Raw genomic sequence first — 18,170 nt, forward strand, 5'->3', positions numbered from 1 at the left:
TACCCCGATGTCTTACGGAGTCACCATGACCAAGGTCGAACACCAGGACAGCACCGTACTGACCGACGACGAACTGCGCACCCTGGACGCCCACTGGCGGGCCGCCAACTACCTCGCCGTGGGACAGATCTATCTGCTCGCCAACCCCCTGCTCGGCGAACCCCTGACCCCCGCGCACATCAAGCCCCGGCTGCTCGGTCACTGGGGGACCTCGCCCGGCCTCAACCTCGTGCACACCCACCTCAACCGCGTCATCAAGGCGCGTGGCCTGGACGCGCTGTGCGTCTGGGGCCCGGGACACGGCGGCCCGGCCGTCCTGGCCAACTCCTGGCTGGAGGGCACCTACAGCGAGACCTATCCCACGGTGTCCCGCGACGCGGCGGGCATGGCCGAACTGTTCCGGCAGTTCTCCTTCCCCGGCGGTGTGCCCAGCCATGTCGCCCCGGAGACGCCCGGCTCCATCCACGAGGGCGGCGAGCTCGGCTACTCCCTGGCCCACGCCTACGGCGCGGCCTTCGACAACCCCGGACTGCTCGTCGCCTGTGTGATCGGCGACGGTGAGGCGGAGACGGGACCGCTCGCCGCGTCCTGGCACTCCAACAAGTTCCTCGACCCGGTCCACGACGGCGCCGTCCTGCCGATCCTGCACCTCAACGGCTACAAGATCGCCAACCCGACCGTGCTCGCCCGGATTCCCGAGCCCGAACTCGACGCGCTGCTGCGGGGATACGGACACGACCCGATCCATGTGACGGGCGACGACCCGGCCCAGGTGCACCGCGCCATGGCCGCCGCCTTCGACCAGGCACTGGACCGGATCGCGGGCATCCGTCGCACGGCCCGCGAGGACGGGCCGGCCGAGCGGCCGAACTGGCCGATGATCGTGCTGCGCACCCCGAAGGGCTGGACCGGCCCCGCCGAGGTCGACGGCCTGCCCGTCGAAGGAACCTGGCGCGCCCACCAGGTGCCGCTGGCCGGGGTCCGCGAGAACCCGGAACACCTGCGCCAACTGGAGGCCTGGCTGCGCTCGTACCGCCCCGAGGAACTCTTCGACGCCGAGGGCCGTCCCGCCGCCGACGTCCTCGCCTGCGTACCCGAGGGAGCCGGGCGGCTCGGGGCCACCCCGCACGCCAACGGCGGCATCCTCCTCCGTGACCTCCCGCTCCCGCCCCTGGAGCACTTCGCCGTCCCCGTCGACAAGCCGGGCCTCACCCTGCACGAGCCGACCCGGGTACTGGGCGACCTCCTCGAACACGTCATGCGGGAGACCGCCGGGCGCCGCGACTTCCGGCTGGTCGGCCCCGACGAGACCGCCTCCAACCGCCTGGACGCCGTCTTCGACGCCACCGGCAAGGCCTGGCAGGCCGGGACGCTCCCGGTGGACGAACACCTGGACCGGCACGGCCGGGTGCTGGAGATCCTCTCGGAACACACCTGCCAGGGCTGGCTGGAGGGCTATCTCCTGACCGGCCGGCACGGGCTGTTCTCCTGCTACGAGGCCTTCGTGCACATCGTCGACTCCATGGTCAACCAGCACATCAAGTGGCTCAGGACCTCACGGCAGTTGGCCTGGCGGGCCCCGATCGCCTCCCTCAACTACCTGCTCACCTCGCACGTGTGGCGCCAGGACCACAACGGCTTCTCGCACCAGGACCCCGGCTTCGTCGACCACGTCCTCAACAAGAGCCCCGAGGTCGTCCGCGTCTACCTCCCCCCGGACGCCAACACCCTGCTGTCCGTCGCCGATCACGTACTGCGCAGCCGCGACTACGTGAACGTCGTCGTCGCCGGCAAACAGCCCTGCTTCGACTGGCTGTCCATGGACCAGGCCCGCGCCCACTGCGCCCGCGGAGCCGGCATCTGGGACTGGGCCGGCTCGGAGAACGGCGACGAACCGGACGTCGTCCTCGCCTGCGCCGGCGACGTCCCCACCCAGGAGATCCTGGCCGCCGCCGACCTGCTGCGCCGCCACCTGCCCGAGATCGCCGTCCGGGTCGTCAACGTCGTCGACATGACCCGCCTGCTGCCGCGCGAGGAACACCCGCACGGGATGGGCGACTCCGAGTACGACGGACTGTTCACCACCGACAAGCCGGTGATCTTCGCCTACCACGGCTACCCCTGGCTCATCCACCGTCTCACCTACCGCCGCACGGGCCACGGCAACCTCCATGTCCGGGGCTACAAGGAGATGGGCACCACCACGACGCCGTTCGACATGGTCGTCCGCAACGACATGGACCGCTTCCGACTCGTCATGGACGTCATCGACCGGGTCCCGGGCCTGGGCGTCCGAGCCGCCGTCGTACGCCAGGAGATGGCCGACGCCCGCTCCCGCCACCACACCTGGATCCGCGAGCACGGCACCGACCTCCCCGAGGTCGCGGACTGGACCTGGGGCGGCTGAGGGCCGGCCGCACCCGCCGGGTGAGCGCGGCCCGTGCCTCGGCGCGTGCCGGGCTCACCCCGGTGTCACGGGGTCTTGTGCCCCCACTGCGGACCGAGACGTTCCCACTCGCGTCCCCACCGGTCGTAGCGCCGCTGGTCGAGCCGCCATCGCGCGAAGCCGCCCAGGGCGAACACCAGGCCGCCGAGCGAGACGGCGGCGCCGACGCCCAGCAGAGTCGACTCGGTGGACGCCGCGCCCGCGCTCGGCGGCGCCGTGGCGAGCTGCCCCTCGGAGTCCATCCAGATCACCACGGGCGATCCGGCCTTGCGCCCGGATTCGACCAGAGCGCGGCCGGTACGGGGAGAGCCGTCCGGCGCGGTCCACCGGACGGCCGCCCGGACGTGGTCGTAGACCGCGCCCTCTCCGGCCGGCAGCGCGCTGCCCGAACTCTCGGTCAGGACAGCCGGAATGGCGTGGCGGTCCTGTCGCAGCCGGGTGAAGGACGCGTCCGCGGCATGGGACGTGATCAGACCGGCGAGGGTGCCGCCGAGCACGATCACCGTCCAGACGATCAGCACGATCCACGCCTCGAAGACGTCGTCACGGCGACGCAGCGGGTTCCTCCGCCAGCGCCAGCACCACTGCCTCGCATCCTGTGCTCCGCGCATGGCACCGCACCTCCTCGTTACCCCCAACAGTGCAAGGGGATCGCGACGCGCGCGAGCGGTGGCGGCGGCCGCCCGAGCCCGCGATGGCGGCCGAGCGGCCCACGGCGGAGCCCATCCGCCCCGGTCAGGCCCCATGCCGAGCCTCATGACGAGAGCCGGGGGAGCGGCGAAGACACGGTCAGGCCCACCCCGCCCCGGCCGGCGACGCCTCCCCGTGTCCCCTCCACCGACCGACCACGCCCCACCCTCCGAACCCCGTCGCCCGCCCCGGGCCCGACCCCGTTCCCGGGCGGTCCCGCGCACGACACCATCTCCGGATCGCACCCGAACCGGCCACCCACCGCGAACCGGTCGACGGCCGCAGGACCATGGGGGCGGCCTCGCCGCTCCGGCACCGGGACGTCCGAGGCCGAAATCCTCGGGCGAATCGGCGGCAACCCCGGCAGGATGCCCCGGTGAACCCTGTCCTGTGCGGTCTCGCCGCCAATCCCGCCCTGCCGCCCGAACTGGTCGACCGCCTGATCGAGGTCGCGGACGCCGACCTCGCCGACGACCTCGCCGGTCGGGCGGACCTGAGCCGTGCCCGGGCGGCCGCTCTCCTGTCGCGTGTCGGCGAGAGCGGTGTGGCGCTCGCCCACGCGGGCCGGCTGGCCGCCGCCGACGTCGACCCCGCGGCGCATCCGAGCGCCGCCCTCGCCCTGCTGGACGAGGGACGCGGCAGCGTGCGGTGGGCGCGTCGGTTCGCGGCGGATCCGGTGGCGGAGCACCGTGAGAAGCCGGCCGCCTGCCCCGGCCTCCCGGCCGCCGTGATGGCGCGTCTCGTGCCCCGGCCGCGGGGGGCGTTCATGGCCGCCCGTTGACGGGCCCGCCCCGCCGAACGCCGAAGACCTGATCACGGCCCGTCCGCCCGCACACGCGAACGGGCCGGGCATCCGCCGCCGCGGATGCCCGGCCCGTTCGTCACCGGTTCAGTGTCGGGTCGGGGTCACAGGACCTCGGTCTCCGCGCGGGTGGGCTCGCCCCACAGGGTGTGGAAACTGCCCTGGCGGTCGGTGCGCCGGTAGGTGTGCGCGCCGAAGAAGTCGCGCTGGCCCTGGGTGAGGGCGGCGGGCAGCCGGTCGGCGCGCAGGGTGTCGTAGTACGACAGGGCCGCGGAGAACGCCGGCACCGGGACGCCCCGGCGGGTGGCCGTGGAGACGACCTCGCGCCACGGGACCTGGGCGTCCTTGATCTCGGTGGCGAACCCGGCGTCGGAGAGCAGGCTGACCAGGCCCGGGTCGACGGCGTACGCGGCGCGGATCCGGTCGAGGAACGCGGCGCGGACGATGCAGCCGCCGCGCCAGATCTTCGCGACCTCGCCGAGGTCGATGTCCCAGCCGTACTCGGCGGCGGCGTCCAGGATCATCTTCCAGCCCTGGTCGTACGCGATCAGCTTCGACGCGTACAGCGCGTGTTCGACCTGGCTGGTGAACCGCTCGGCCTCCGTCGCCGACAGGTCCCAGTGGGTTCCGCCGGGCAGGCCCCGGTAAGCGGCGCGCAGTTCGTCCTGGCTGGACGCGGCGCGGGCGAAGGTCGCCTGCGCGATGGCGGTGACGGGGGAACCGAGATCGAGCGCGGTCTGCACGGTCCAGCGGCCGGTGCCCTTCTGCCCGGCGGCGTCGACGACGACGTCCACGAACGGCTCGCCGGTGGCCGCGTCCGTGTGCGCGAGGACCTCTGCGGTGATCTCGATCAGGTACGAGTCGAGGCGGCCCTTGTTCCAGCGCCGGAAGATCTCCGCGATCTGCGCCGGGGTGTAGCCGCCGACGCGGCGGAGCAGGTCGTAGGCCTCGCCGATCAGCTGCATGTCGGCGTACTCGATGCCGTTGTGCACCATCTTGACGAAGTGTCCGGCGCCGTCGGTGCCGATGTGGGTGGAACAGGGTTCGCCGTCCACCTTGGCGCTGATCGTCTCGAACATCGGGCCGAGGGAGGCGTACGACTCCGGGGAGCCGCCGGGCATGATGCTCGGCCCGTTCAGGGCGCCCTCCTCGCCGCCGGACACGCCCGCGCCGACGAAGTGGATGCCGCGCTCGCGCAGCGACTGCTCACGGCGCCGGGTGTCGGTGAAGTGGGCGTTGCCGCCGTCGATGATCATGTCGCCCGTCTCCAGCAGCGGGGCGAACTCCTCGATGACGGCGTCGGTGGCCGCACCCGCCTGCACCATGATCATCAGGCGGCGGGGGCGCTCCAGCGCGGCCACGAACTCCTCGGCCGTCTCGGCCGCCACGAAGGAGCCCTCATGTCCGAACTCCTCGACCAGGGCCTTGGTGCGGGCCGGAGTCCGGTTGTGGACGGCGACGGTGTAGCCGTTTCGGGCGAAGTTGCGGGCCAGGTTGCGGCCCATCACCGCGAGCCCTGTGACGCCGATCTGCGCGGTCGCCTTCATGGTGTGCTCCTTGGATCCGGATCTGCCTCCCCGCGTACCTGACGGGCGAGCAGACGACTGTCGCTGTGCCGATCAGTACGCACGGCAGGGGGCGAGGTGTTCACCTCCGGGCGCAGCTCGTGCGGCACTTCCCGCACTCGGCGCCCCGGGCCGGGGCCGGACCCGGACGTTCCGGGCGGGCGGGAACGGACGGAATCGATGGTTCCGTGTCCGGGCGGCCGCGGTCTCAGGCGTTCCGGCGCAGCCGCCATCCGTGGTCGACCGGCCCGATGCCGGCGCCGAGCGCGAAACCGGCCTCGATGGCGGCGGTCACGTACTCCTTGGCCCGCCGCACGGCCTCCGGCACCGGAAGGCCCTCGGCGAGGCCGACGGCGATCGCCGAGGCGAGGGTGCAACCGGTGCCGTGCGTGTGCCGGTTGTCGTGGCGCGGCGCGCGCAGCCAGTGCTCCGCCGTGCCGTCGGTCAGCAGATCGACGGCCTCTCCCGGCAGATGGCCCCCCTTCACCAGCACCCAACGGGGACCGTACGCGAGCAGCAGGCCGGCGGCCCGGCGCATGCCCTCCTCGTCCCGCACCTTCATCCCGGTGAGCTGGGCGACCTCGTCGAGATTCGGGGTGGCCACGGTCGCCCGAGGCAGCAGCCGGGTCCGTACGGCGTCCAGCGCCTCGTCGGCCAGCAGCCGGTGCCCGTGCTTGGAGACGCTCACCGGATCCACGACGACCGGAGCGGTCAGGTCGGACAGCAGCTCGGCGACCGTCGTGACCAGGCCCGGCGAGGAGAGCATCCCGGTCTTCACGGCCTGCACCCCGATGTCGTCGACCACACTGCGGTACTGGGCCCGCACCGCCTCCTCGGACAGCTCCCAAGCACCCTGCACCCCCACGGAGTTCTGCGCGGTCACGGCGGTGAGCACGCTCATCCCGTGGGCGCCCAGCGCCAGCATCGTCTTCAGGTCGGCCTGGATTCCGGCGCCTCCGCCGGAGTCGGATCCGGCGATCGTCAGAACGCGGGGCGGTGTGGTCATGCGAGGTGTTCCTCTCGGGTACGGCTTCGGGCGCGCGGCCCCTCGTCCGACGGAGCGTGGACCGATCCCGGGCAACCCCGTGCGGTCCAGGGCGAGTTCTAGGCGCGGCGGCGCAGCCGCACCGGGGCGTAGAGGCCGAGGGCGACGAGGAACGCCACGTAGTACGAGAGGTCGGCGCCGTGCAGGGCGTCGGCGACCGGACCGACGTACAGGCTCGTGTCCATGAACGGCACGGCGGCGCCGAACGCCGCGACGAAGGCCACCGACGACAGCCACCCGGAGTCGGGTCGGGCGGTCTCGGCGGCGAGGTCGACCGGTGCGCCGCCGCGTTGCCGGCCGCGGGCGATCCAGTCGACGACGACGATCGCGACGAACCCGGGGATCCAATAGCCCACGAACAGCAGCACGTTCTGGAAACGGGCCGTGGTGTCGGCGGCGTGCATCCACAGCACCAGCGGGAAACCGAGCGCGGCGGCCAGCGCGGCGGCCAGCGGACGCGGTATCCGTACGCCCACGGTCTGCAGCGCCAGCGAACCGCTGTAGTCGTTCATCGCGTTGCTGCACACCGCCGCCAGGGCCACGGCCAGCAGCCCGAACGCGCCCGCGGTCCCGCCGCCGAGCAACTCCTCGACCCCCGCCGCCGTCTGGTCGGTCAGCACCGACGCGCCCCACAGTCCGAGGACCTGGACGGCGACGAAGGACACGACGAGGCCGAGCAGGGTGCACCAGAACATCCGGGGGCGGGAGGTGGCCCGCGGCAGGTAGCGGCTGAAGTCGCTGGCGTAGGGCGCCCAGGACAGCGAGAGGCTGAGCGCGATGGTGCTGGTGAGTACGAACGAGCCCACGCGGTCGGCCCCGGTCGCGGCTCCGGTCGTGGCGGGGTGGACGCCGTCCAGCATCCGCCAGGCGATCACCGCGAACGCCACGGCGAGCACGAACGTCATGACGATCTGGAGGCGGTGGATCGCCTCGTAGCCGAGGACGCCGAGGGCCCCCTGGGCCAGCATCATGACCAGCACGCCGACCCAGAACGGCCAGCCGCACAGCCGGGCCAGCGCGTCCCCGCCGAACAGGCCGATCAGCGCGTCCCAGGCGACCGACGACAGCCACTGGAGCATTCCCGGCAGTGCGACCGCCCGGCCGAAAGCGAGGCGTGCGAGGGGGAGTTGGCCGCTCCCGGTGAGGCCGCCCCAGGTGCTGAGGTAGGCGGTCGGCAGCGCGCCGACCACGGTGCCGAGGACGACCGCCGCGAGGGCGGTGGTGAAGTCCAGGCCCAGAGCGATCCCGATGGTGCCGGTGAACACGCCCGTCATCGTCAGGTTCGGGGCGAACCACACCGTGAACAGGCGGCCGGCGCCGCCGTACCGGTTGTCCTCGGGGACCGGCTCGATGCCGTGTCCCTCCACCCGGAGGTCACCGGGTGCGGCGGGCATCCGTCCGTCGAAGACGGCGGGCCGGCTGTCGGCGGGCAGCCCGCCGGAAACATGCGCCAACGGCATGGAGACATCCCTCCGCCAGTATGAACTGGTTCAGGTTCGACGGGTGTGATCTCAGCCCTCGGACGGGGCACCCCGTGTCCGGTACGACGGACACACTAACCGCATCCCCTCGCTCCCGGGTACGCCGGTCCGCTCCTCCACGCGACGAAGACCCGCGCACACGACTCGGTCCAGACCGGCCCGGCCCACCTCACGTCCACCGGCTGCCCACGTCCATCCCCCCGTCCACCGGCTGTCCACGCGTTCCGCCCCGCCCGGGACCCGCGGTCCGGCGGGACGCGGCGCTGCGGGACAAGGCTCGGGCGGACGAACCCGTGGCCGCTCGGACGGAAGCGCGACCGGCGCACCCGGGCAGCACGCGCGGCGGCGCGCGTCCGTCGCGTCCGAGCGGTCACGATCGGGCTTCCCCACAGCGCGGCGAGTGCCGCCGCTCGGTACTGTCGGAAGTGATCGCCGCCCGCTCCCCGCTCCGGGTTTCCCGGACCCCGGGAGCCGGGCTGAAGGAGGCAGGGTGCCGTGACCGTGATCTCCCTGAAGTCCGCGCAGGTGCGGGAAGGGCTCACCCTCCCGTACGCCGAAGCCGGTTACCCCGGTGGCACACCGGTCGTCCTCGTACACGGGCTGGGCGACTCCTGGTGGTCCTTCGAGCCCCTCCTGCGGCGCTTCCCGGCGTCCCTGCACGGCTACGCGCCGACCCAGCGCGGTCACGGCGACGCCGACCGCCCTCCGGAGGGCTACGCTCCCGAGGATTTCGCCGCCGACCTGGTGGCCTTCCTCGACGCGGTCGACATCCCCCGCGCCATCCTGGTCGGAGCGTCCAGCGGCGGCGTCGCGGCCCGGATCGTCGCCGGCAGCCACCCCGACCGCATCGCCGGTCTCGTGCTGCTCGGCGTCCCCGGCACCCTCGCCGACAAACCCGCGGCGAGCGGCCTGCGGAAGGCGCTGGAAGGCCTCTCCGATCCCGTGCCCCGCCCCTTCGTCGAGGACTTCCTGTCCGGCACGGCGGCCCGCCCGATCGCCCGGGGCTTCATCGAGACGATGGTCGAGGAGAGCCTCAAACTCCCCGCGCACGTCTGGAAGGAGACCGCGGCCGGGCTCCTCGACACCGATCTCGCCGCCACGCTCGCGGGCATCCTGGTGCCCACCCTCGTCATCTGGGGCGACCAGGACGAGTACCTGCCCCGCGAGGACCAGCAGGTCATCCTGGACGCCGTCCACGGCGCCGGCTTCCTCGTCTACGAAGGCGCCGGCCACGTCGTCCACTGGGAACAGCCCGAACGCGTGGTCGCCGACATCGCCGCGTTCGCCGCGCGGCTCGCCCACCCCGGCACCCCCGCCGGCCCGGCCTGACGTCTCCGGAAGGCACCGCCCGACCTCGTCCGCGGGGTGAACGGCGGCGCGTCGCGGCCGTGTCGAGGACGGGCCGGCGCAGCTGTTCTCCGCACCCGGTCGCCGCGTCGGAGCGACGGGCGGGGCCGCCCGCGCGGAGCCTCGCCGCCCGCGACCGACCATTGACGCGATCCGTACCGCCGACGCTCGCCCTGTCATGGCATGCTCATGCTCCCCACAGGAAGGGATCACGTGCCATGAGACCGAGCCGACGCTCCCTGCTCGCCGCCACCGCCGTACTGGGCACCGTCCTCGTCGTTCCCGCGCCCGCCGGTGCCGCCGAAGTCCCGCCCGCCGGCGCCTATTTCGTCCAGAGCGCGACCACGGGCCTGAACGCCGCCGACAGTTCGGGCGCGGTCGTCCAGCACAACCCCAAGGGCAATGAGGACCACCAGCAGTGGACCCTCCGCGCGAACGGTTCCGCGTCCGTCCTCGAAAGCGCCGACAGCGCGGGCAGTTGTCTGGGCCGGGCGGGCGACCAGGCCCGGACCGTCGCCTGCGGGAGCGCCGACGCCGCCTGGGAGGTCGTACCGAACGGCGCCGACCGGTACACCCTGAAGGCGCCCGGAACGGACCGTTATCTGACGGTCGCGGCCAAGCCGTCCGGCGCCAACTACCCGGCCCAGCTGGCGATCGGCCCGCGGAACGCCCTCGCCGACTGGTACCTGACCCCGGTCGCGCCCGGCACCCGGCCGATGCCGCCGCAGGACCAACGCACCCTGGATCAGGTCACGTTCCTCACGGCCCACAACGCCTACGCCAACGGTGTGGACGGCGGATTCGCGCCGCCCTTCGTCAACCTGGTGCCCAACCAGAGTCGTGGCATCAATCAACAACTCGCGGACGGTGTACGGGGGTTCATGCTCGACCTGCACCAGACCCCGGACGGCGCGATCCTGTGTCACAACAGCTGCACCCTCGTCAGCAGGCCGGTCGCCCTCTGGGTCGACCTCCAGCGCATGGTCGACTTCCTCAAGCAGCATCCCGATCAGATCGTCACGGTGTTCTTGGAGGACTACGTCGATCCGGGCGTCCTGCGATCCGAACTCGCCCGTGTGAAGGGCCTGTCCGACGTGCTCTACCGCCCCGATCTGACGGGCGTGCGCGAGAACGGCTGGCCGAAGCTCGCCGACCTGACCGCCGCCGGACGGCGCCTGCTGATCTTCACCGACCACAGCCGTGCCTCCGACGAGTCCGCCGGGCTCACCCGGGACAGCTTCGGCGTCATGTACCAGCGTGAATGGACCGTCGAGAACTACTGGTCCATGGGCTCGCCCCTCGGCTCCTCCGACTGGTCCTGCTACAGCCGTTGGTACGACGCGGGCACGAACGTGCCGCTCACCCGCACCGAGACGGGCTTCCGTCCGCTCTTCGTCATGAACCACTTCCGCGACGCCGCCATCTCCGGGACCGCGGGCACGGACAACACCAAACTCGCCGACCGCGCCCGCCGCTTCTGCCAGCCCGCCGCCAGGAAGAAGCCCAACTTCCTCGCCGTGGACCGCTACGACCTGGGCGACCCCGCGTCCGCGGTGAACACCCTGAACACCTACACCTATCCGTAGCCCGGTTGAGACCGCGCGCCATGCGGCGGCCTCACCTGCGGGGAGCGGTCCACGAGGGGCCCGCCTGGCAAGGCCGGTGGGGTCGGGGCTGTCCGGGAGCGGTTCGGCTCCCGGACAGCCCGTTCCATGGCGGCCGCGGCCGACCGGCCCGGAACGGTGTCCTGACAAGGCGCTCCACGGAACCGGAAGCGGGGCGATCTGCGCGAGAGCTGGAAGAGAAGGGTGGGGCGGCGCCTTCGCAGACGTGCGGTCTCCGAAGTCCCGTTTCCCGGCGGGCGGGGTACGGTGGGGAAACCGAGGGCACGTCGTAGGCCGGTGATCGAGCCGGTCTTGTCCCCGGCGCAGGACGACGCCGGGTGGTTCATGGCCCGGGGCAGGTTCCGCCCTATGACGGCCGAAGGCGTTCGCCCCGTGCTCGGCTGTGCGGTCTCCGAAGTCCCTTTGCCGGTCCGGCCGGGGTGCGCGGGCCGGCGACGCGTGGACCGAACCGCTGGCGCCCATTCCGAGGCCGAGCGTGGTGCCGCCCGCCCATTCTGCCGGTGCCTCGTCCAGGACGAGCGGAAGTGACAACGGGAGCGGGGCCGTCGACCCTAGGGCCCGCGCACCCGCACACGAAGGCGGTCCGAGTCCCCGGCCACGCGGTTTGCACCCCGGCCACCGAGTTCAACGAGCTCGGCCCGTCGCCCGGCTCGACCGAGCCGTCCCGCTCACCGCCGGGTCACGGCGTGCGAGTCATCGGCACGCCGAAGGTGTGCCCTCAGACAGGAGCTTCCATGGCCGCCGTCCTCGAATCCCTGCCCTCCCTGCCCCTCGCCCGAGTGCGACTGGCGCCGCACAGTGTCCTGCCACGGCGCGTCGACGGGGCATGGTGGCCCCGCTCGCGCGATCTCCTCGCCGAACTCCCGCTTCTGATCGGCATGTTGCCTCGTACGTGGGGCCATATCACCGCCGTGGACGTCAACAGGGCGATGTGGCCGATGTCGCCCGGACGCATGCTCGTCGCCAACCACGTCGTTCGGTTGCACAGGTCGGCCGGGTCGCGTGGCCGGCACACCATCTCCTTGCTCGGCAACGGCCGGGACCGCAGGGACCTGCTGGTCGTGCCACCGGAGCTCGACGCGGCGGACGCCGAGCCGCTGATGGCGGCCGCGGCGGTCGGCACTCGCTGACGACCTGGCTCCGGCAGCCCGCGCACCACACGGTCGGCTCGCCTGTACGGGGACCGGGGCGGGAGTCTCTCCGCCCGCGGGACGGCGTGGGCGGCACGATCCGTGGCACGGCCCCGGGGAGTGACGCCTCGCTCCCCGGGGCGGCGTGGGATCACCCCGGCGGCCTCCGGATCCACACCTCTCGAGCGAACCCTGCCCGGCCAGGGCCGGCATCGGATCCGGAGTCCGAAGGGGTGTGGGAGCCGAGTTCGCCGAGCTTTGTCCAGCCCCAGGCGCGCAGGGTCTCCGCCGCCGCGTTCTCGTGGCCGTCGTCGCCGGACCGGTCCACGGCCGCGACGACCAGATCGGTGTCTAGGCGGGCCAGCAACCACTCACCCAGGCGTGTCGCGACGCCACCGCGGCGGTGGACGGGCAGCACCATCAACTCGGCCAGCAGAAACGTACGGCCGGAGGCGGTGAGTTCCTCGATGTCGGTGGGAAGCTCTCCTCGAAAGCCTGACCACCAGTCGCCGGTTCGAGGGATCCGGTACCCGTAGGCGCAGCCGACCAGGCCACCCATGTCGGCCACCACCATGTCGAAGTCCGGGCGCTGCACATGCTGCTCGAAGCGGCTCAGAAAGCCCTGACGGTCGCGGTATTCGGCGCCGGAGGCCCCATGGTAAGCCGCGACATGGACGTTCGCGACGGCGTCCCGCTGCTGCTCGGCCTGCCATCGGGACAGCCTGCGCAAGTACACCTCTGACATCTGAGCCTCTCCCCCCGGGGGACGCGGGACGTTCATCCCCGGACTCGGCATCGTGGCAGCAGGAGTCGACGGGGTGAACCAGGCGTCATGTCTGAGAGTTGCCGATGGCACCGGCGGTGACCATGGCGCTCACCGCGCCGTGATCAGACGGCTTCGCCCGGCAGTGGCCGCCCGGTAGGGGGAGGCGTCGTCCCCGTCACCCCGGGCTTCCGCGGCATCCTGCGGCCGGTCGGCCAGGGAACCGCCGTGAAAGGCGTGCTCCGCAGCCATGAGCGCGCTCGCGGTCGCCGGAGGGCCGGCGCTCGCGGCGGCCATCAGGCGACCGGCTGCCTGGGTGCTGGTCTCCGGGGGGATCACCAGCAGGTTCCAGCTGCCCGTCGTGTGGGAAAGCAGCAGGATCTTGTGGGGGTCCAACTCCGTCGTGAACCACCCGACCTTCACCATGCGACCGTTGACGGGCACACTGTCCGGGATGGTCGGCCAGTAGGTCGGGTTGACGGCGATCCGGGTGATCCGTCCGGACAAGGGGTCCAATACGTCGGCCAGGGCGGAGAGTTCGTCGGCCAGGTCCCGGGAGCGGGGCCACCAGGCTCCGTCGAGAGGTCCTCGGGACGTGCTGACGGTCTTCAGCGCGAGACGAGCGGTCGGAGCCCTGAAGGGCACGATCCGCAGGGGGGTTGGCTGATGGTCGCGGGCATCGCGCGTACCTGTCTTCCGGCCGCAGCTCGGGGCGGCGGCCCGGTGTCGTCACTCGCCGAGAACGACACCGGCATGGCGGCCGGTGTGCGAAGTACTCTCGATGCCTCCACGGTACTCCCACGGGAGGCTGGACGGGCTCTGCCGGGGCACCGGTTCCGAACGCCGGCAGGGACGACCGCACGCCTGTCACATGGCTGCCGCCGGGACCGTCGGACGTAGCCGCTGACCCCATCGGCGGCGAGAAGCGCGATGCCGATGATCGGCGGATGTCCCCGGCCCCGGCTGCCACGAGCCTCACGCAACGGCTCCGGCGCAAACACGCCGGAGCCGCCCTTCCGGGCGGTTGCACGTGAGAGTGAACCAACCCAGAACCAACCATACGGCGGCGAGCGTGGCTCGGGCATCGTCCGGGTCGGCCTCCTGGCGGTTCGGTTTGCGGCCCGTAGGGAGCCGGACGGCTTCAGCGCTCGCGGGGGCCAGGACCAGCCGCGTCGGCGTCGTCGCGGGTGAGGGCCGGGTCGTCCGGTGGGCCGAAGCGGAGGCTCGGACGGGTCCACGCCCTATGAGTACGGCGGTCGTCGCGAGGACGATCAGGGCGGTGATCACGACGATGAGCACGGCTGACGTTCCCCCGTTCTTCCTGGAGAGTGGAGAGTCACGCGTCGACGCCGACCGGGAGGTCTTCGCGCGACGGGGCACGGGCACAGCCCGGGGCCTTCGCGGTCACCGCCTGAAGGCGTGCCTCGCCTTCTCGCCCGCCTGCCTCAGGTTGCCGGAGACGCGTTCGACCCTGCCCTTCCGTTCCAGTTTCCTGTTGCGGGTGACCGGCCGAACGCCTCGGAGATCCGGCCCTTGATCTCCTGCGTCCTGTTCTTGACGGTTCGTCCAACACTCATGGTCGGCCTCGTCGTTGAAGGGGGACCACATGCGGCCACGGTCGGAACGGGTCAGTGGAGGAAGAGGAATCCGTGACGTCGCCGGACTTCGGATCGCAGGAAGTCGTGGTTCCGCGGGGACAGGGCGGAGCGGCAAGGGGAATCTCGCCAGAATGGTCCGGAGCGGCATGGCCCTGCGCCGTGGCCTGTCAGTGAACGCCCGGCGCCCTCCCTTGCCAACAAGACGTCGGAACAGGGGAGTTCTCGGAGTCGGCCTGGGGTCGCCGGAGCGAAAAGGGTCGCCTTGGTGAGGGTGCCCAGCTGCAGAAGCGTGTCCCGCGTGCTCTCGGTCGCCCTCGGGCAGGTCCACGCTGTGGGAGACCCCGGTCCCCGGTGTCGATGAGATGTCCGGGCGGGTGGACACCGTTCCTGCCGACTGCGGCTGCCAGGTGCCGAAGAGGCGGCCCGGGGAGAACGCGTACGTCAGGCCCTGTTCCGCTCGTTCCGCAACTGCTCTAGGCTCCCAACAGGGCAGGCGGGACTTCGTCCGTGTCGGAATCGACGGAACCGACGAGTCCCCTCCCCAGGCTCCCAGCCCCCGAGTCGCAATCGAGGCCGGCCGGAGCCGCATCACCGGAGAACGCGGCTCCAGCTTCCGTCCTCCCGGCGTTTCCACTCGGGGTGCTCCCGCAACCCCGCCGCCGCGGAGGGCAGCGCGCGCGGACCGATGGCCGGGGGGCCTCGCGTCCTCGCGACCACGGCCGCCGCCGTGCACCAGCGGCGGCGGCCGTCCGGCGCGTGAACCAGGGGGTCGAGGCGTGGCGACATGTGTATGTCCCTTGCCCCATACGGTACTTGGGAGGTCCACTTCGTGGAGATATGAGCCCGGTGGCACCCATCGCTCGTGCACGCGCCGCGGTCGCCCTCGCACGAGCCGGACACGCGAACGCATCCGGACACGCGAACTCATCCGGTCTCGTTCGCAGGGCCGAGCAGCCGGTCGACACCGTTCTGCGGACCGCATGCGAGACTGCCACGATGACCGCAGAAACGATCACCGCCGCAGCCGCGGGCACCTGGACACTGGGCGAACTCACCGTCAACCGGGTCGGATTCGGCGCGATGCGGCTGACGGGCAGCGCGGCCTTCCACCACGGGACGCCGAGCGACCGCGCACGCTCGATCGCCGTGCTGCGGCGCGCGGTCGAGCTGGGAGTCGACCACATCGACACCGCCGCCTTCTACTTCTCCTCGCTGCGCTCCGCGAACGAACTGATCAACAGCGCGCTCGCCCCGTACGCCGACGGGTTGGTCATCGCCACCAAGGTCGGTCCCTTGCGTGACCGGGCGGGGGAGTGGGGCACCCCCGCCCGGCCCGACCAGCTGCGCTCCCACGTCGAGGAGAACCTGCGCCAGCTCGGCCGCGACCACCTGGACCTGGTGTACCTCCGCCGCATGGGGCAGGACTCCGTCGCGGAACACTTCGGGGCCCTCGCGGAGCTGCGCGACACAGGTCTGATCCGGAACCTCGGCATCTCCGACGTCGAGCCCCGGCATCTCGAAGAGGCCCGGGCCATCGCCCCCGTGGTCTCCGTGCAGAACAGGTACGGGCTCGCCGCCTCCTCCCCCGACGGCGACACCGTGCTGCGGGTCTGCGGCGAGAACGGCATCGCCTTCGTGCCGTTCTTCGCCATCGCGGGAAGCGGCGGCGCGCTGGGCCCGGAGGGCGGCGTCGAGGCGGAGGTGACCGCCGTCGCCGAGGCGCACGACGCGACGCCCGCCCAGGTCCGCCTCGCCTGGACCCTCGCGCGGGGCCCGCACGTGCTCGCCATCCCCGGCACCGGCAACCCGGACCACCTGGCCGAGAACATCGCGGCGGGCGCTCTGCGTCTGACGGAATCGGAGCTCGCCCGTCTCGACGCGCTGCACGCCCGGGGCGCCGGGCGCGTATGACGCCGAGGACCCCCGTCCGGCCGGGCGGGGGTCCGCCGATCCCTGCCCGCCGACCTGTCGGTCCGGAGGCGCAGGGCGGCACCGGCGCCGCTGTCGCTCAGCCGGAGGGCAGGGCCGACCGGGGCGCCTGCCGGTCGTCCTGAGCGGTGCCGCGCCGGGCGTCGGACGCGCCCGGAGGCTTCTCGCCCGAGGGATGCGGGGGAAGCCGGGGCGCCGACCCCGCTGAGAAGGCGCCGGGCCGGAGCCGCGTGGTGAGGAGGACGAACACGCTCAGCCAGCAGAGGGCGAACAGCCAGCCGCCGAGGACGTCGGAGAACCAGTGGACGCCCAGGTAGACCCGTGAGAGGCCGACCAGCACGGACCAGGCGCCGATGACCAGGACCAGCGCCTTCCGGCAATGGGGGCCCCGGGCGAGCACCGCCAGGACGAGCAGCCCACCGGCGACGGCGGACGTGGTGGTGTGGCCGGACGGGAAGGACCAGCCCGAGGCGTGGGTGGCCCAGTCCGCCATGGGGGGACGCGGACGGGCCACCAGTGACATCACCGCGTACCGGACCGCCTGCGCCAGGGCCAGGCAGCAGACGCAGACGGTGACGGCGCGGATCCGCTGTCCCGAGGTCCGCCCGAGGACGAGTCCCGCCACGACGACCAGCGTGTAGGGGACGAGGCCCGTGCCCGTGTACGTCACGCCGCGGGCCAGCGCGAGCGCCACGTCCGGGCGGTGCGCGAGCGACCAGGAGGCGAGCTCCGTGTCCAGGAGCCAGGGGGCACCGTCGCGCCCTGCCACGAGCAGCGTCAGCACCACGAACGCGACCAGGCTCGCGACGGCCGCCACGAGCAGCGTCACGGCTGCCGCGCCTCCCGCCGGCGCCGGGCTCCCCGCTCCCGCCCGGCCGGTGGCGTCCCGGGCGCTCGCGCGTCTCACGGCGCGGTCCGGTCGGTGCCGGCCCGGCGGGCGGACGAGGGATGCGGGGCTGCGGCCATGGGGGTGGCCCCTTTCGGTGCGGGCGCGCACGGGGCCGATGACCTCGTTCGTGCCGACTGCCTTTCCGGTTTCGTCTGCGCACATTCTGTCTACATCACTGTAGACGATCGAGGCCGGGGTGTCCGTTCTCGAGGCCGCCCGGGACGAGCCCCGGGGGGCGTGGTCCGGGGCCGGCTCGGTGGCGCGCACGCGTCACCCTCCGCCGCCTCGCCGGTGGGTGACGACAGGCTCTCGACGGGATGACGTACCCTGCGTGTTACGTATAACCCTGGAGGGGCCCGATGAGACGTATCGCCCTGGTCACCCTCGTCGTCGACGACTACGACGAGGCGATCCGCCACTACACCGAAGCCCTCGGCTTCCGCCTGGTCGAGGACACCCCGAGGCCCGACGGCTCCCGCTGGGTCGTCGTCGAGCCGGGGACGGACGGCGGCGGAACCGGACTGCTGCTGGCCCGGGCCAAGAACGACGCGCAGCGGGGCCGGGTCGGCGACCAGACCGGCGGGCGCGTCGGCTTCTTCCTGCACACCGACGACTTCGCCCGCGACCACGCCCGGATGCTCGCCGCCGGCGTGACCTTCCTTGAGGAGCCCCGCCACGAGCCGTACGGCTCCGTCGTCGTCTTCCAGGACCTGTACGGCAACCGCTGGGACCTGCTCCAGCCCGCCGACTGACAGCCGGCGTCCGGCTCCGGCCCGCCGGCTGACACCCGTCGGACGGCCTGGCCTCCCGCACCCTCCAGCACCTTCCCGCCCCGAACGACCTGCCGAGGAACACCGCAC

The 18,170-nt window shown here is 72.5% G+C and carries 14 protein-coding genes and 1 riboswitch; of the genes, 7 read left to right on the forward strand and 7 right to left on the reverse strand.

Features of this window, described 5'->3' with window-relative positions; genetic code table 11:
- Positions 1 to 25: 25 nt before the first annotated feature.
- Entirely contained in the window at positions 26 to 2,407 is a 2,382-nt protein-coding gene (locus ACFYW7_RS27745) for a phosphoketolase (protein WP_389507094.1), read from the forward strand.
- Positions 2,408 to 2,472: 65 nt separating this feature from the next.
- On the opposite strand, the gene ACFYW7_RS27750 is transcribed toward ACFYW7_RS27745, so the two are convergent.
- The gene (locus tag ACFYW7_RS27750; RefSeq protein ID WP_389507096.1) at positions 2,473 to 3,057 is read right to left on the reverse strand and encodes a hypothetical protein; all 585 of its coding nucleotides are present in this window, start codon (positions 3,055 to 3,057) and stop codon (positions 2,473 to 2,475) included.
- Between the two features lie 455 nt (positions 3,058 to 3,512).
- Here ACFYW7_RS27750 and ACFYW7_RS27755 point away from each other — a divergent pair, with 455 nt between their 5' ends.
- Positions 3,513 to 3,917, forward strand: coding sequence for a hypothetical protein (locus ACFYW7_RS27755; protein ID WP_389507098.1), 405 nt, complete (start codon positions 3,513 to 3,515; stop codon positions 3,915 to 3,917).
- 125 nt (positions 3,918 to 4,042) lie between these two features.
- Here the strand turns inward: ACFYW7_RS27755 and gndA are convergent, their stop codons facing one another.
- From gndA to ACFYW7_RS27770, 3 genes are all read right to left on the reverse strand, one after another.
- Positions 4,043 to 5,485, reverse strand: a complete 1,443-nt coding sequence (gndA, locus tag ACFYW7_RS27760; RefSeq protein ID WP_389507100.1) for an NADP-dependent phosphogluconate dehydrogenase — start codon at positions 5,483 to 5,485, stop codon at positions 4,043 to 4,045.
- A gap of 226 nt (positions 5,486 to 5,711) precedes the next feature.
- On the reverse strand, positions 5,712 to 6,509 hold the full coding sequence (thiD, locus tag ACFYW7_RS27765; RefSeq protein ID WP_389507102.1) for a bifunctional hydroxymethylpyrimidine kinase/phosphomethylpyrimidine kinase: 798 nt from the start codon (positions 6,507 to 6,509) through the stop codon (positions 5,712 to 5,714).
- A gap of 98 nt (positions 6,510 to 6,607) precedes the next feature.
- Complete coding sequence (locus ACFYW7_RS27770) at positions 6,608 to 8,008, reverse strand: purine-cytosine permease family protein (protein WP_389507104.1); 1,401 nt, start codon at positions 8,006 to 8,008, stop codon at positions 6,608 to 6,610.
- Positions 7,999 to 8,093, reverse strand: a riboswitch (TPP riboswitch). (Overlaps the previous gene by 10 nt.)
- Before the next feature lie 431 nt (positions 8,094 to 8,524).
- On the opposite strand from ACFYW7_RS27770, the gene ACFYW7_RS27775 reads away from it, so the two are divergent.
- The 3 genes from ACFYW7_RS27775 to ACFYW7_RS27785 all read left to right on the forward strand — a co-directional run bounded on the left by ACFYW7_RS27775 (position 8,525) and on the right by ACFYW7_RS27785 (position 12,131).
- Complete coding sequence (locus tag ACFYW7_RS27775) at positions 8,525 to 9,358, forward strand: alpha/beta fold hydrolase (protein WP_389507106.1); 834 nt, start codon at positions 8,525 to 8,527, stop codon at positions 9,356 to 9,358.
- Between the two features lie 236 nt (positions 9,359 to 9,594).
- Positions 9,595 to 10,962 carry a phospholipase gene (locus ACFYW7_RS27780; protein ID WP_389507107.1) on the forward strand — a complete coding sequence of 456 codons (1,368 nt, stop codon included), beginning with the start codon at positions 9,595 to 9,597 and terminating at the stop codon, positions 10,960 to 10,962.
- A gap of 773 nt (positions 10,963 to 11,735) precedes the next feature.
- Positions 11,736 to 12,131 (forward strand): DUF5994 family protein, encoded by a 396-nt coding sequence (locus ACFYW7_RS27785; protein WP_389507108.1) that lies wholly within the window; start codon positions 11,736 to 11,738, stop codon positions 12,129 to 12,131.
- 151 nt (positions 12,132 to 12,282) lie between these two features.
- On the opposite strand, the gene ACFYW7_RS27790 is transcribed toward ACFYW7_RS27785, so the two are convergent.
- The gene (locus ACFYW7_RS27790) at positions 12,283 to 12,876 is read right to left on the reverse strand and encodes a hypothetical protein (protein ID WP_389507110.1); all 594 of its coding nucleotides are present in this window, start codon (positions 12,874 to 12,876) and stop codon (positions 12,283 to 12,285) included.
- A gap of 129 nt (positions 12,877 to 13,005) precedes the next feature.
- Complete coding sequence (locus ACFYW7_RS27795) at positions 13,006 to 13,539, reverse strand: DUF5994 family protein (RefSeq protein ID WP_389507113.1); 534 nt, start codon at positions 13,537 to 13,539, stop codon at positions 13,006 to 13,008.
- Between the two features lie 1,949 nt (positions 13,540 to 15,488).
- Between ACFYW7_RS27795 and ACFYW7_RS27800 the strand changes: the two genes are divergently transcribed.
- On the forward strand, positions 15,489 to 16,403 hold the full coding sequence (locus ACFYW7_RS27800) for an aldo/keto reductase (RefSeq protein ID WP_389507116.1): 915 nt from the start codon (positions 15,489 to 15,491) through the stop codon (positions 16,401 to 16,403).
- A gap of 97 nt (positions 16,404 to 16,500) precedes the next feature.
- Here the strand turns inward: ACFYW7_RS27800 and ACFYW7_RS27805 are convergent, their stop codons facing one another.
- Positions 16,501 to 17,250, reverse strand: coding sequence for a phosphatase PAP2 family protein (locus ACFYW7_RS27805; protein WP_389507118.1), 750 nt, complete (start codon positions 17,248 to 17,250; stop codon positions 16,501 to 16,503).
- 419 nt (positions 17,251 to 17,669) lie between these two features.
- Here ACFYW7_RS27805 and ACFYW7_RS27810 point away from each other — a divergent pair, with 419 nt between their 5' ends.
- Positions 17,670 to 18,062, forward strand: a complete 393-nt coding sequence (locus ACFYW7_RS27810; protein ID WP_389507120.1) for a VOC family protein — start codon at positions 17,670 to 17,672, stop codon at positions 18,060 to 18,062.
- The last annotated feature ends 108 nt before the right edge of the window (positions 18,063 to 18,170 follow it).

This window comes from Streptomyces sp. NPDC002580 (assembly GCF_042889485.1).
In the GTDB taxonomy this organism is placed as follows: domain Bacteria; phylum Actinomycetota; class Actinomycetes; order Streptomycetales; family Streptomycetaceae; genus Streptomyces.

Bases quoted from the DNA above. Each gene is read 5' to 3' on its own strand.
- gndA (WP_389507100.1), bottom strand. From the start codon at position 5,485: ATGAAGGCGACCGCGCAGATCGGCGTCACAGGGCTCGCGGTGATGGGC.
- ACFYW7_RS27800 (WP_389507116.1), top strand. From the start codon at position 15,489: ATGACCGCAGAAACGATCACCGCCGCAGCCGCGGGCACCTGGACACTG.
- ACFYW7_RS27785 (WP_389507108.1), top strand. From the start codon at position 11,736: ATGGCCGCCGTCCTCGAATCCCTGCCCTCCCTGCCCCTCGCCCGAGTG.
- ACFYW7_RS27770 (WP_389507104.1), bottom strand. From the start codon at position 8,008: ATGCCGTTGGCGCATGTTTCCGGCGGGCTGCCCGCCGACAGCCGGCCC.
- ACFYW7_RS27790 (WP_389507110.1), bottom strand. From the start codon at position 12,876: ATGTCAGAGGTGTACTTGCGCAGGCTGTCCCGATGGCAGGCCGAGCAG.
- ACFYW7_RS27780 (WP_389507107.1), top strand. From the start codon at position 9,595: ATGAGACCGAGCCGACGCTCCCTGCTCGCCGCCACCGCCGTACTGGGC.
- ACFYW7_RS27750 (WP_389507096.1), bottom strand. From the start codon at position 3,057: ATGCGCGGAGCACAGGATGCGAGGCAGTGGTGCTGGCGCTGGCGGAGG.
- thiD (WP_389507102.1), bottom strand. From the start codon at position 6,509: ATGACCACACCGCCCCGCGTTCTGACGATCGCCGGATCCGACTCCGGC.
- ACFYW7_RS27810 (WP_389507120.1), top strand. From the start codon at position 17,670: ATGAGACGTATCGCCCTGGTCACCCTCGTCGTCGACGACTACGACGAG.
- ACFYW7_RS27745 (WP_389507094.1), top strand. From the start codon at position 26: ATGACCAAGGTCGAACACCAGGACAGCACCGTACTGACCGACGACGAA.